The sequence below is a fragment of the Paenibacillus albiflavus genome, assembly GCF_004344915.1.
GTDB lineage: Bacteria > Bacillota > Bacilli > Paenibacillales > NBRC-103111 > Paenibacillus_AM > Paenibacillus_AM albiflavus.
Map to the genome: position 1 here is coordinate 1 of NZ_SKFG01000048.1, position 14,398 is coordinate 14,398.

General features: G+C 41.4%; 12 protein-coding genes, 2 rRNA genes, 2 pseudogenes and 1 other annotated feature. Of the genes and pseudogenes, 1 reads left to right on the plus strand and 15 read right to left on the minus strand.

Annotation, left to right across the window (positions count from 1 at the left end; genetic code table 11):
* The 4 genes from E0485_RS23550 to E0485_RS23565 form a co-directional block, all read right to left on the minus strand.
* The coding region (locus E0485_RS23550) for a DDE-type integrase/transposase/recombinase (RefSeq protein ID WP_165921274.1) at positions 1-293 on the minus strand (293 nt) is incomplete at its 3' end.
* A 6-nt stretch (positions 294-299) separates the two neighbouring features.
* Positions 300-524 (minus strand): IS3 family transposase, encoded by a 225-nt coding sequence (locus E0485_RS23555; RefSeq protein ID WP_132420503.1) that lies wholly within the window; start codon positions 522-524, stop codon positions 300-302.
* A gap of 42 nt (positions 525-566) precedes the next feature.
* A complete protein-coding gene (locus E0485_RS23560) occupies positions 567-2,468 on the minus strand; it encodes a M56 family metallopeptidase (RefSeq protein WP_132420504.1) in 1,902 nt (633 codons plus the stop codon).
* The gene (locus E0485_RS23565) at positions 2,461-2,832 is read right to left on the minus strand and encodes a BlaI/MecI/CopY family transcriptional regulator (protein WP_132420505.1); all 372 of its coding nucleotides are present in this window, start codon (positions 2,830-2,832) and stop codon (positions 2,461-2,463) included. Before E0485_RS23565 ends, E0485_RS23560 begins: the two co-directional genes overlap by 8 nt.
* 185 nt (positions 2,833-3,017) lie before the next feature.
* Positions 3,018-3,247, plus strand: a binding site (T-box leader).
* 62 nt (positions 3,248-3,309) lie between these two features.
* Here E0485_RS23565 and E0485_RS23570 point away from each other — a divergent pair.
* Positions 3,310-4,104: a class I SAM-dependent methyltransferase gene (locus tag E0485_RS23570; protein WP_132420506.1), complete on the plus strand. Its 795-nt coding sequence runs from the start codon at positions 3,310-3,312 to the stop codon at positions 4,102-4,104.
* Here E0485_RS23570 and E0485_RS25965 read toward each other — a convergent pair.
* The 11 genes and pseudogenes from E0485_RS25965 to E0485_RS23620 all read right to left on the minus strand — a co-directional run.
* A pseudogene (locus E0485_RS25965) lies at positions 4,049-4,570 on the minus strand (IS3 family transposase); the annotation flags it as partial. The gene E0485_RS23570 and the pseudogene E0485_RS25965 overlap by 56 nt on opposite strands.
* An 8-nt stretch (positions 4,571-4,578) precedes the next feature.
* Positions 4,579-4,665, minus strand: a pseudogene (locus tag E0485_RS25970) (hypothetical protein); the annotation flags it as partial.
* 140 nt (positions 4,666-4,805) lie between these two features.
* Complete coding sequence (locus E0485_RS23585; RefSeq protein WP_132420508.1) at positions 4,806-5,150, minus strand: transposase; 345 nt, start codon at positions 5,148-5,150, stop codon at positions 4,806-4,808.
* A gap of 85 nt (positions 5,151-5,235) precedes the next feature.
* Entirely contained in the window at positions 5,236-7,860 is a 2,625-nt protein-coding gene (locus tag E0485_RS25625; RefSeq protein ID WP_235857695.1) for a GAF domain-containing sensor histidine kinase, read from the minus strand.
* Positions 7,820-10,300 carry an ATP-binding protein gene (locus tag E0485_RS25630; protein WP_235857696.1) on the minus strand — a complete coding sequence of 827 codons (2,481 nt, stop codon included), beginning with the start codon at positions 10,298-10,300 and terminating at the stop codon, positions 7,820-7,822. The genes E0485_RS25625 and E0485_RS25630 overlap by 41 nt, the downstream gene beginning before the upstream one ends.
* Before the next feature lie 70 nt (positions 10,301-10,370).
* Positions 10,371-10,991, minus strand: coding sequence for a DUF2812 domain-containing protein (locus tag E0485_RS23595; protein WP_132420509.1), 621 nt, complete (start codon positions 10,989-10,991; stop codon positions 10,371-10,373).
* A gap of 18 nt (positions 10,992-11,009) precedes the next feature.
* A complete protein-coding gene (locus E0485_RS23600) occupies positions 11,010-11,318 on the minus strand; it encodes a PadR family transcriptional regulator (RefSeq protein ID WP_132420510.1) in 309 nt (102 codons plus the stop codon).
* 124 nt (positions 11,319-11,442) lie between these two features.
* Positions 11,443-12,543 carry a P-loop NTPase family protein gene (locus E0485_RS23605; RefSeq protein WP_132420511.1) on the minus strand — a complete coding sequence of 367 codons (1,101 nt, stop codon included), beginning with the start codon at positions 12,541-12,543 and terminating at the stop codon, positions 11,443-11,445.
* A 144-nt stretch (positions 12,544-12,687) separates the two neighbouring features.
* The gene (gene ytzI, locus E0485_RS23610; protein WP_235857697.1) at positions 12,688-12,858 is read right to left on the minus strand and encodes a YtzI protein; all 171 of its coding nucleotides are present in this window, start codon (positions 12,856-12,858) and stop codon (positions 12,688-12,690) included.
* A gap of 528 nt (positions 12,859-13,386) precedes the next feature.
* Positions 13,387-13,503, minus strand: a 5S ribosomal RNA gene (gene rrf / locus E0485_RS23615).
* Between the two features lie 136 nt (positions 13,504-13,639).
* Positions 13,640-14,398, minus strand: a 23S ribosomal RNA gene (locus E0485_RS23620); the annotation flags it as partial.

Below are 14,398 nucleotides of genomic sequence, written 5' to 3' on the forward strand. Positions count from 1 at the left end.
ATGCATGCGTTATCCAGGCAGGTTGCTTTGCGAGAGTGGCTGCCTTTAACGCCGAATGCTTCTAATCGCGTGTTGTACGCCTGAGACGTATACTGGAAGCCTTGATCCGAATGGAGAACAGCTTCCGCTACGTCTCTTTTTCTTGTCCACCGTTCAACAGTATCAAGCACAAGTTCCACGTCGTTTCTTTCAGATAATTGCCAAGCGACAATTTCATTGTTAAATAGATCTTGAATAACAGACAGATAATAGAACTTCGAACCATCTGAAATGTAAGTAATATCCGTAACCATTTTTTGCTAGGGTGCTGTTGCATGAAACTTGCGTTTTAAACGATTTGGATACACGACAGAAGGCGTGTAATTGGATGTTCTTCGCTTCCTTCGAATGACCGATTGGATTTTTAAATCCTTCATGAGGCGCCATACTTTCTTGTGATTCACGAGGTGACCAGCCTCTGCTAAGGCATCCACCATGCGAATATACCCGAAGTAGGGATGAGTTAAAACAAAAAAAGGAGGCATCTCGCCCCCTTCTAGAAATTTTGCCGACTTATGAAATCTTCTTTAATTTGTTATGTTCACTTTCACTTCCTCTTTATTTGTTATGCTCACTTCCTCTTTACCAGTCTTATACGTATAAATTTCTAACACTGCTTGATCTTGTTCCTCTCCACTTGCCACAACTTTAAAGGAATGATTCACTTCATTTTTCCCAGGCGTGTAAATATGCCTACTCCAAGTGGAAGAAGCATTGAAAATTGAATCTACGATCTTGCCAGTCGTCTCATCAATGATCGCCAAGTTAATGGTGGGCATTTTGTCCGTCAATTCCTTTATATCGATCGCTAAAGTTTCGCCGCTCTTTATGACAAAGGCAGCACCGAGCTGTACCCCCTGATTTGCTAAAGTTTCTTCCGCCTGATTTATTTGATTTATTTCATTGATATCAGTTTTGGGAAGCTTAGCTTTTCCGTTAAAAATGTCTGTTATTTTTATTTTTTTGTCATACGAAGTATACATTTTATGACCAACGATGGCGCCGCTTGTCTTTTGGGATAGGCTATAAGTAAACTGTTTCGGAGTAATAACCTCCTCGATTACATAAACTCCCCGCTTCATAAGCTCTTTGATAAATGCCTGATGATTATAATTAAATTTTGGGTCCTGGTAGTCCAAGTCAAAAGTAATTTGATTGACTATCATCTGTTTAATCACTTTATCGTCTATGTAATCCTTCGCGCGTTCACTGAAAGCAACCGTTACCGTATGGCCTTCAATAGACATCGTTTTGTTGATCATGTTCACAGCTGACTCTTTTTTCTTCCAATATTTTTCAATTTCATAGTAAGGCTCAGTGCGGTTGAAGTAATCGATCTTTCGTCCATCAGCATCAATATACAAAATTGTGCGTATACGAGTCCACTTTGTTCCAAGCGCGAATTCCACATTTTCTTCAAACGTTTCGAACGTATTGTAATAGGTCTTAATGCCACCGCTATATTCCGTAAGAGGCTTGGATTTTTCAGCAAAAACAACGGAGGATGAGAAGACTGACACTGTTGCAATTAGAACAACAAGGAAGATGCCTAAGACCGTTTTTCCGCTTCCCGTATTTCGTTTCATGATTAGAGAAAACCTCCTGTACAACTGTTTTTTGGGTTGAGCCAGATTGCTGTTCAGAACAGGCGAACTTGAAGCAAAATGTAAAATCATCTCGCTGTATCGCTTCTTCTCAGTAGTTTTCAAGTCTTTCGTTATTTGTTCATCTACGGCGTATTCGCAGGCCTCGCTAATATTAGCTAAAGCAAGATAAGATACCGGATTGAACCAATGCAGGCAGTTGACCAACACCGCCATAAGCTTAATCCAAGCGTCTCTTTGCTTGTAGTGGATCCATTCATGCTGTAGCGCAAGTTTGTAATCCTCTGCATTTATGTTCGCGTTTGGCATTACGATTGTCGGCTTGAAAAATCCAATTAGCATAGGAGAGTGCACATAATCGCTGACTACCACTTTCAGATCTCCTACACGATCGATCGGGGAGGATTGAATCGCTTGCTTTTTAAAGCGAAAGTAAGCGAAAAAATAACGATACAACATTGCTAAACAACCGACCATCCAGATTCCAAGTATCCACTGATCTACAGATAAAATAGAAAAACCTTGGTTTTCAGATGTAGTGCTGGCACTTGCCGTCTGGTCAGGCATTGACGTTCCGATCGCTGCAGTCATCTCTATAACAGCGCTCGTTGAATCTGGTTGCACCTGTTTTTCATAAAAGGAAGACAGCGGTTGATTAATTGACACGTTAAAGTGCAGCGGCAAAATAAAAAGCGATAATGCCATCAAACTGGCGTAATAATACCAACGGCCACCATATTTTGATGCCAATTTCGTTCGTAGCAGAATGAATAATAAGCTTGCAACACTACCAGTAAGAGAGGTCATTAACAACCATTTAATCATTTCTGTCCGCCTCGCTATTTATAAATGACCGGAGCTCTTCGATATCCTTCTTTGTCAAATTCTCAGCCTGGAACAATGAGCTAATCAAACTTTTGGCAGAACCATTATGGATGGAGAGTAGAAAGCTCTTTGTTTGCATTTTTCTGTAATCCTCTTCGCTTATAGCTGCCCAATATTCATGAGCATGCGAACGTCCGAGTTTCACGGATTGCAACGCCCCTTTGTCCAGTAACCTACCAGCAAGTGTGAGAATAGTCGTCTTATTTTTGTCAGGAAAATATTCCATGATTTCATTTGTAGTCATCCTTCTTCCACTTTCCCATAGGACTTGCATAATCTCCATTTCAGCTTTTGTGATTTGCATATCGGTAAGTCGCCCCCTTATATTCTACATTACGTTTTTTATTCTACAACATGTTGAAACGAAGTGCAAGCCGAAGTCGAACAAACAACCGCACATTGTTGGCGGTACCCCGTCAACAATTATTTGATTTCTTTCTATTGACAGGGATTACCTGGAAACGATATACTGAGTCAAATTATAAACGGCTAAACGCAATGATTGGGAGTATTAAGGAATTACTATTGCCCAGAGAACTGTCGGTTGGTGCAAGACAGTCAATAGATTCCCCAACTCACCCATGAGCGGTAAGATCGAACATGAGTAGGTCTTAACGGTTAACCTCCGTAATTGGGTCTCAAGATTTCGTTATTTATTTGCTTCAACCAACGAATCAAGAAGAGTGGTACCGCGAAGGTCACAACCTATCGCCTCTTTGTAGGCGATAGGTTTTTTTGTTTCCTTTTCAAAAAATACAATGTAAGGCAGGTGTTAGGTTAGATGAATCCTATTATTGATTATTATTCCCGTTTTGATGAGTGGGGAAGGCTCGATAGAGAACCACTAGAGTTCACTATTAATTGGCATTATATGACGCAATATTTGCCTACATCTGGAACTGTGCTTGATAATGGTGCTGGACCCGGCAAATACTCAATGGAGCTCGCGAAACTCGGATATAACGTGACTCTGTCTGATATTACACCTAAATTAGTTGAAATAGCTGAGGAGAAGGCATCCGAATTGGGATTAACAGAACAATTTAGTGGATTTCATGTATTAAATGCCACACATTTAGAGGGAGTTCCAAGTGAAATATTTGATGCTTCTCTGATGTTAGGACCCTTATATCATTTACAAAATGAAGAGGATCGGAAATCTGCAGTTAGAGAGCTGTTTCGTGTCACAAAAAAGAACGGCATCGTTTTTGTCGCTTTTCAAAGCCGAATGAGAATGACGCTTACCTCTTTACAGTTCCCACAGCATTGGAAACCAAATGACAACCTGGATTCCATCAATCAATTTTATGAGCAAGGGATATTCGATCATCATGATAAAGGTCGATTTACAGGAGCCTATTATTTTCATATGGATGAAATAAAACCATTTATGGAGAGCAACGGATTGGTCATACCCCTGTCAAGTAGACAGATGAAAAAAGCTATGCTGCCAGCGCGCATCGATACTCAATCGGTGCGCGTTTTTTCAGTTTGGTTTGAAACCGTTGGTAGTTATAAAAGTAAATATAATCTTCCACGGCTTGATGAATGTCAGTTCCTGATTTACACTGTTTAAGATACAACTTCTCTGTCTTGAGATGCGAAAAAAAGGATTCAATGCATGCGTTATCCAGGCAGGTTGCTTTGCGAGAGTGGCTGCCTTTAACGCCGAATGCTTCTAATCGCGTGTTGTACGCCTGAGACGTATACTGGAAGCCTTGATCCGAATGGAGAACAGCTTCCGCTACGTCTCTTTTTCTTGTCCACCGTTCAACAGTATCAAGCACAAGTTCCACGTCGTTTCTTTCAGATAATTGCCAAGCGACAATTTCATTGTTAAATAGATCTTGAATAACAGACAGATAATAGAACTTCGAACCATCTGAAATGTAAGTAATATCCGTAACCATTTTTTGCTGGGGTCTGTTGCATGAAACTTGCGTTTTAAACGATTTGGATACACGACAGAAGGCGTGTAATTGGATGTTCTTCGCTTCCTTCGAATGACCGATTGGATTTTTAAATCCTTCATGAGGCGCCATACTTTCTTGTGATTCACGAGGTGACCAGCCTCTGCTAAGGCATCCACCATGCGAATATACCCGAAGTAGGGATGAGCTAAATGGATGGCCATCATGTGTTCTTTTAGCTCATGATCGAGGTCGTGTCTAGCCTTACTCTGAGGCTGTGTGGCTCTCCATTTGTAGTAACTGGCTCTAGCTATACCTGCAATGGATAACAAGCTTGTAATGCTGTGTATTTGACGCAATCCTTCCACTATTTCATATTTATCTCGTTGGCTTGGTGCTTCTCCTTTACTAGATTTGGATACCGCTTTTTTAAATAATCCACCTGCGCTTTCAGGTAATCCCGTTCTTCTTCTACTGTATTGAAGATCGTGCGAGGACGCCCTGTAGGAGGTGTGGTTGTCTTCACTGATCGTACCTTAAAGGCTTCTCCGTTTAGCCATTTCCTCACCCATACCTTCAATTGAGTACAGTTTCTAATGTCTAACTTTTCAGCTACCCTTCTATCGCTGGATGATCCCTTCATGTATTCCTGAACAGCAGCTAACTTAAATTCATCCGTATACTGATTAAATGTTTGTCCTTTTTTAGCCATAGAAAAATCCCCTCCAAGTTGTACTCATTTCCTTATGGTACCATAAGGTTTTTTTTGAGTGTCTACTTAAAGGGGATATTACCAACTAGTCAGGGTTTTTCAAATTAGATAATGGCAAATGAATCGTAAGAATACAGCCTTGATCAAACTTGGATTCAATTGATAGACTGCCGCCAAGCTGATGGGCTCGTTCCCTCATTGCTTTAAGCCCAAATCCCATGATGATGGTATCAGCACCCCGTCCACGATCCTCTAGCCTGAAACACAGCTCAGACTGAACTATTTTTAAACTAAACAGGAACTCATCACAATCGCCATGCTTGATCCCATTCGTTAAGCCTTCTTGAAGCGCATGATAAATGGCCTTCTTATAAACGTTCGTAAGTTCAGGCAGTTCATCTATATGTGCATGGATGATTACTCCCATATTCTGCTCTGTGTCATGAATTAATTGCATCAGCATTTGCTTCAGATCGAGGGACTTGTCTTCCTTGAGCACATGATCAGAGCCTCGAATTTCTTGTAAACTATGACGAACAAGATCCTGGGCTTCCTGCAGCCGAATGAAAGCTTCATCCATGTCTTTATGTAGGAGCTGTTTACCCGCTTCAATCTTCTGAATCGTAGAAGCAAGCGTATCTCCAACTATATCGTGGATCTCATGTGCAATACGATTCCGTTCCTCGTAAATGGATACTTCGGCCAGTGCTGCAGACGTCTCACGCATTGCTTGCTCCAGACTTCGTGTCCGTTCTCTCACTAGATCTTCCAAGCTATTGTTTAAATGCTGAATACCCGCATACAACTTGGCATTCTCAATAGATATTGCACATTGAGCGGCAAGCAGTCGAATGACATCTAGCCGTTCTGGTGTAAATATGCCAGGTGTTAATTTATTTTCCAAATAGAGCAAACCAATGAGTTTACTTTGATACAGGATTGGCATGCACAAAACCGATTTTAACGCCTTACTTCTAATATACGAGTTACGTGCAAATATACCTACTCCTGCAGCATCATGAAGCACAACCTCTTCATTCGTTCTCGCAGCATATCCTATAATAGGAAAAGGAACAATTGCCGAATCCTCCTCAAGCGGGACTTCCTGAATATGAAGCTCTTCCGCCGTCCCGTAAGCCTCGATCACCCACTTGCGTTCATGTTGGAACATAAGCGCCCCGTATTCAGCTCCTGCGTTATGAAGCATAATCCGCATGAGTGAATTTATTAAACGTTTCATCTCTACTTCGCTTGATAAAGCCTGTGTAGACATGACAAGTGAAAGAGCATCAACCCGTTCCAATCCCGAAACACGTCTAATATGCAATATATCTCCGTATTTATGCTCCATATCAATTGCCTTGGCTCTTGCACCCCACCCGGTATAAGCTTCATAAGCTTCCTGCAGATAGAATTTGGCAACATATTCTTTCCCTAGATGAAGACCGTATCTGCCATAGCATTCAGCAATAATGGCGACATCATGAATAAGACCATACTTGCGTGCTGTTTCAATTGCTCTCTCATACAGTTGTTCAGCTAAACGACTCTTTCTTGATAATCGCATCATTTCAGCCTTTAGTAATAAAAATTTATGCGAATAATTCTCTGCACACCGCATGGCATGCTTCTTTAAGACTTTCAGATTTTGCTCCATTCGAGTCCAATAGGCACGTTGCTCCTTTACCGATGCCTCTAAATAAAGCTCCGCCATAACTAAAGATTCATACATCATTTGAACGGGATTCTCGATAGCATCCTGTCGTAAATGGAGAATATTCGCTGACTTCTTCAAAGCTTCGTGCGCTTCATCATATTGACCGAATAAATATCCAGGCAGATAATGCAGAACACATACAAGCTCGTCAATCATTTGAAACTCGTCACCATGAACCGCTGTAACAAAATCCTCATCCATCACATCAATTGTGACAAACGGATCATTCGTTACACGATAGCCAGTAAGCCTTGACAGCAATGCAGTAAAAACAGCTGCCTCTTTCCAATGAAGAGTATTATTATGCTTTAGAAATTCACCAGAATGTGCAATCAATCGATCATAAATATCAGGAAGGGGATGACCGAATTGCAGCAATAGAGCTGCATTTACCAAGACACTTTGATTTGATTGCCATAAATCCCCAGATTCTAATGCTACTTTACCTGCATGATCTGTAAATGTCTCCAGCATCAGCGATCTATTCTGTCCCCAGCTATCGTAACACAAGGCAAATGAGGTAAGCGTCTTAACATACAATTTTGGATAAGGCTTCGAAATACGACATGCAAGCATCCCCCATTTATATACCTCTTCATATTGTTGAAATCGATAATGCAAGAACATCGCATAACCAATAAATCCAAGCGACGCCTCAGGTGTCATCCCGTATTCAAGTGTCATTTCGATCATCGTAAATGAGATAGCGACCCAGCTCTTTTTGCTAATAAAATAACAAGCATTGCCTATATGATCGAGTACGGACATTGCCATTTTATAGGCTTCATTCGTCATAGGCGGCAGGTTGTGGATCGATTCGATTGAATGCTTTCGCAATTTCCATCTAAGCCTGCAGAACTGTAAAGTTAATTCCAACGTACTTGGCTCAAAACTACGGCGGACATGCAGCAGCTCCAATGTCTGACTACCTAAAGAAATAACCTCCGCATAGTTATCTTGGCTCGACTCGAATTGGATCATCATCATAGACATGCGCCTTATCCATATTGGATATTGCTTTACTTTGTAGCAATTGAAACAATGCCTTTGCTTCCACATAATGAGCACACAAATATTCGGCTTCAGCTCGTTCAAGATACACTTGAAATGTAAATATATAATCTTGCTCCCAGCTATTATCTTCCAAAAGCATAGTTGCCTTGCGAAGATACCTAAGTGAAGTTTCATAAGCAGTCAATTGCTTGAGCTTCAAAGCTGCCTGCAAATTAAGTTCAGCTAGGTCCCTTCTTTGTTCAGCTAACTGATTCTGATCAGTTGCTTGATTCAAATGATTCACAACTTCAAAAATAGTGGCATTCCCGTCAGCCTTTAAACGTTCAGCCAATAAAGTACCAATTTGCAGATGCAGATCAGATCGCTCATCTTGAGGAATAAGGGCATAGGCTGCCTGTTCGATGCGGTCATGCATAAATCTGTATTGATGTTTACTTACTTCTTGTATCAACCGCTCGCGCACGGCAACATCGATTACTTCTGTCAATTCTTGCAAAGTGTTACCTGTGATAAAAACAAGTGTAGTAAGATCAAAGCTTCCACCTAAGAATGCAGCCTTACCTAATACATAACCTGCTTGGTAAGGCAGCAGCTTCATTTTATCCGTAACATAATTTGTCGCATCTCCCGCAATATCCATTTCGGCAATTCGCTCAATATCCCAGCTCCAGTTTCGACTTGATTGTTCAAATATAAGTTGCTTGGTCTTAATCAAATCCTGCAAAAACTGTTTCATGAAAAAAGGATTGCCATCTGTTTTTAGAAGTATTGCTTCTGCTAATTCCTTATCCTCATCCGCTTCATAACGCATGGCATCATGCAACAGATTCTTCAAATCTGTCATTTCAAGACCTTGAAGACGAATATAACTGCTCGTTAACCCATACTCTTCAAATTGACTCTCTAGTCGGCGAAGGAGATGCTGATCGGTTATTTCCTCGTTGCGATATGCTAATACAATCAACAGATTGCTTGTATGATTATCCTTAAGTAGATAAGCCAAATATTGAAGGGAAGCCTCATCCGCCCATTGAAGATCATCTATAAATAGAACTAGCGGCTGCTCCTCTCTAAGAAACAACTGCATGAATCTTGTAAGCAACAAATACAGCCGATGCTGAGCTTCAGCTGGTGGCAATAGCTTCACACTTGGCTGCTGTCCAATTAACAATTCCAGTTTAGGGACCAAATCAATCAGCAACTGACCATATGGATCGAGTGCTTCATATATCCGCAACTTCCAAACCTCAAGCTGCAGCTTGCTTTCCATCAGAAGCTGACTGATCAGTTGATTAAGAATTTGTATCCATGCCTCATAAGGAATGGGAATAGGCTGAATGGCAAACTTTCCTGTCGCATAATATCCATCAGAAGAAATGACATGCTGAAGTGTGTGGTTGATTAAGGTTGTTTTCCCAATACCTCCATTACCAGATACCCACACCGTCTGGGTCATTCCCTTTGAAGCATATCCAAGTGCCTCCAGCAATGTCTGTTGTTCCATTCTTCTTCCATAAAATTGTGATGATAAAACTAAATATTCTGTGATATCATGCTTTGCAAGTGTAATAGCTCCAACTTGACCTGAGAGCTTCAATTGGGTGAAACATTCTTCTAAATCTGACTTGATACCGAATGCGCTAGCATACCGATCATCTGGTATTTTCTCTAAACATTTATCAATAATGTCCGAAATTGCCTGTGGGATTATAGGGAATCGAAGATGAAGGGGCTCAGGTCTAATCGCTAGATGACGATGCATAATATCTAACACATCTTGCAGTTCAAATGGCAAGCACCCCGAAAACCATTCATATAGAATGACACCTAACGAGTAAAAGTCTGAACGATAATCTGGTGTTATACCTGTTCGCCCTGTCTGTTCTGGGGAAATATAGAGCAATGTAAAGTCAGGTCGCTCAATTACCTTATGTATAGGGCTATTCAGCTTCCCACTGGAGGACATGCGCAAATCAATAAATCTTATGTCTAAAGTGGCGGGATTCACCATCATTTGATGCGGGGTTATTTCGTTAAGCAGAATTTCATTACTATGAAGCTGCATGAGACATTCAGTTACAGCCACGGCTATTGAAAGTCTAGCTGTAAAATCAAATTCATTGGAATGTGTATGTAGGAGTTGATGAAGTGTACATCCACCAATATCCTGCATTAGAAGAATAGGTCGCATTCCCACTATATCAAAGCTGTGGGGTTCAATTATCTCGCAACCGCTCAACCTTTTGAGTATTTCATACTCATGGCGAAAAGCATCTACCTTAACTGCCTCCGGGTACTCCTCACACGTAGTTTTAGCAATGAAGCCTCGTCCATCTACTAGTCGCAGCAGCCTGTATAGCTCAATCTCATCATTACGATCCAGTAATTCTATCGTTTGATATCCTGGTATCTTGATCATAAAGCAGCGCCCCTTAGTATGAAAAAGTCTTATTAAGCAAAGACACCTTGAGAGGTACCTTTTTATCATTTTATACTCTATGTCTCATCGTTCTCCTATATTGCATTCTGGCTTTAAACCAATAAATAAGACTAAGGAAAATAAATAAAGGAAAAACGATAGCGGGCATCATTCTAAATAAAGCAAACGGTGTCTCAAACAAAAATGCACCAACGAAGCTCAGTCCCGTTTTATCCCATAATCCAGGCGTAAAATAGACTACTTTAGGATTAAGCACAGCTGAGAAATGAATTGAATGAGTCGTCCATAATGCAATTAGGATCGGTGCGTAACATGCAAGCAAAGATAACCATATCCGAGCAATTCGTTCATACCTTGCCGCCTTGGATTCTACATCTGAGAAAATATCATCACTTGTGCAGCCAGCCATTTGCTTAAAATACTGCGTTCTCGAATTCTTAGTTCCCGCAATGTGCAGCCAGCCGCTATCTTCGTATAAAGCTCGATAATCCTCGAAGCTTTCCTGATTCTTAAATTCACGATAGTCAATTCTTATATTAGCCTCTTCCGGTAGGCCAGGATCAAATTCGTAACCAAACGAGCTGCTAACGAGCTTATAACCTTGCCCAGACATTTCATTCAGCCACTTCTCTTCTTTATCAAAATCCAAAAAGAACTTAAATTTCCTCATTCCGATCTCCTCCTTATGCTACGGCAAGAGTGTTTGTGTAACTTCAATCATATGCTTCATTCTTGCCATATCTTGAAGCAGAATATCTCTGCCATATGCCGTGATGACATAGATCTTGCGGCGGCCTTCATTACTAATCTGCTGGATATAATTTAATTTCAGTAGATTTTCAATAGCTCCATACAAAGTACCTGCTGCCATTCTCACCTGACCACCACTTAACACTTCAACCTTCTGCAGAATCAAGTACCCATGCGCAGGTTCCATTACAGCCAAAAGAATATAATATACCGTCTCCGTAAGCGGCAAATTTTTATCTCGATTCATATGTAACTCCTCAGTTATAGTTATACAGTTGTACTGTATAGTTATATTATATACAGTACAACTGTATACTTCAATAGTTAAAAAGAGACCATCCAAGGGTCTCTTTATTCGTTCATCTTATTCTTTAAGTTGTTTTTGTGAAAACCAAACCCGTTTCCGTCCAGCGATTTAGCAGATTAGCTCCCTCTATAACTATTCTTTCCACGACGCTTACATTTAATAGAACAGGCAAATCATGAATATACAACTCTGTAGCGGATCGCGGATGTAATCTGTGCTTATTTCCATTTGGGTCTATCATGGTAAGCCCATTAGAATCTTGCTGCACCTGTAGAACAAATCCCAATTCCTTATTCACAAATTCCCCAGTGGTATAATTAACCTGAGCATCAGAGATAGAAGTAAGATCACAAAAAGTAAGCATCTCCCGTTCATAATGAGGCCAATCACCCGCTGTAACCTCAATGGGCAGCTTAGGGCAAGGTGCTTTATCCAGCAGCTCTAGCGCAGTATGATGAAAATCAACTAGAAATTCAAAATAGGATTCAACCTTGTCAGGGCGATCTGTATAGTAAGGTCTATGTCTATCCCTCTCCCAGATTTGCTTGAAGAAACTTTCTCCTCGTGCCTGTCTAAGGTGTTCAATCGCATCATCGACAGAAGCTCGATACAAAAAAATAATTCTTGGATCTAGTGGCAGCACAATTTCCCATAAAGCTTGGACAAATTGATCTAGCGCTTGCTTAGGGGCATTAGCTAATTGAAAGCTAAAAATCTGATATTGGAAAATACAGCTATCCAATAGGGCGACTTGCTCAGGCTCTTGTCCAATCTGATGGGCAAAGTGCCTCCATTTTTCCAGTGCAGCTTCCATATATTCCTCTATTGTAAACTTCCACACATCTTTATCTTGAAGCTCCTTAAGGGCTGCATCAGACAACACTCCTTGATGATGCCAAGCTAACTCTAGCAAATCGACACCGACACTCGCATTGCGAATTTGAACAACTGGACCCATTTGTGATTCTTCTAGGTTATGACGCTCTATCCAACTCTTATATTCATCTATGCTTAAGCAAGCTTCTTGGAAAAACAAGACAGGATGCGGTCGCTCCATTTCATGCACCCATCTCGTCTTGTATCCATGACGCTCAAATTGACGATACAATAGTCCTGAATTCGTCGATTTGCCTGCGCCTGGAAGTCCTTCTAGTAGAATTAGCATAAGTCAACCTCCTAAAAACAACATTATCATCAGATCGAAGTTAATAATACATACTATAGCAAAGGTTTAACCCTATATGAACCATTAAGTAATCATGCAAAAAAAGAACGCATATCGTCAATATGTGTTCTTCTCTTATTTCATTTATGAATTTGGTTTGTGCTCCACGATGACATGATTGTTATCTTCTGGATCATCAAGCTCCCATTTACGTGCATAAGCCTTGTTCGTTACATAGATGGTTAGCCAGAGAACAAGGCCAGCAATTATTAAAGAAACTATAAGCACAATAATAATTGTTTTATAATCCATCATTTTTCTCACCACCTGTCTAATTAGGATGTTAACAGGCAATATATGGATCGTCAATCTCGTATCACGCCAGCTTATGACAGATCCGTGAAATTCGATGAAACGAGGCAGGTAATATCAAAGGTAACATCGGATTTTCAAAAATACAAGCCATCCTTACTTAGTTGAGAGTTGTATCATGCTGCAGATATTCGAAGTTCTGTAATGAAGCTACTCCAATATTCGAGAGTACTGTAGTGAAGCTACTGCAATATTCGAGAGTTGTGGTACGAAGTCAGAATAGCGGACTTTGAGGGTCTTATTTTGATGAAAAAGAGGGAATTCGTGAAAATAACGGATTATCAAGTATCTATTTTGGAACTGCATGCCGCAAAATAGCCATTTCGCCAGTTCCTCCAAAATTTAAGTACCTCAAAATCCGCTGAATGTGGAAAGCCTCGGGTTTTCAAGTAAATAAGCACTTCAAAATCCGTTATTTTGAGGTACACAAAAAAAACAAGCCACCATTCATCAGAATAGTAGCTTGTTATTGCTTGGCAACGTCCTACTCTCCCAGGATCCTTCGATCCAAGTACCATCGGCGCTGGAAGGCTTAACGGTCGTGTTCGGGATGGGTACGCGTGGTTCCCTTCCGCCATCGTCACCAAACGAGCATTTGTAAAACAAATGCGGACCCGTTATTAATTCTGTTACCCGATTAGGCCAATAGATTTAATAACGTTTAAGGTATTGTACCTTGAAAACTAGAAGCGAATTGAAAGTAAATCTTAGTATATCATCCATATTGGTTAAGCCCTCGACCTATTAGTACTTGTCAGCTCCACACATTGCTGCGCTTCCACCTCAAGCCTATCAACCTCGTCGTCTACAAGGGGTCTTACTAATTGGGAAATCTCATCTTGAGGGGGGCTTCGCGCTTAGATGCTTTCAGCGCTTATCCCTTCCGTACATAGCTACCCAGCGGTGCTCCTGGCGGAACAACTGGTACACCAGCGGTACGTCCATCCCGGTCCTCTCGTACTAAGGACAGCTCCTCTCAAATTTCCTACGCCCACGACAGATAGGGACCGAACTGTCTCACGACGTTCTGAACCCAGCTCGCGTACCGCTTTAATGGGCGAACAGCCCAACCCTTGGGACCTACTTCAGCCCCAGGATGCGATGAGCCGACATCGAGGTGCCAAACCTCCCCGTCGATGTGGACTCTTGGGGGAGATAAGCCTGTTATCCCCAGGGTAGCTTTTATCCGTTGAGCGATGGCCCTTCCATGCGGTACCACCGGATCACTAAGCCCGACTTTCGTCCCTGCTCGACTTGTTGGTCTCGCAGTCAAGCTCCCTTATGCCTTTGCACTCTTCGAATGATTTCCAACCATTCTGAGGGAACCTTGGGACGCCTCCGTTACTCTTTAGGAGGCGACCGCCCCAGTCAAACTGCCCACCTGACACGGTCCTCCTACCAGCTAATGGTAGAGAGTTAGAACTCCAATACGATCAGGGTGGTATCCCAACGTCGCCTCCACACAAGCTGGCGCTCATGCTTC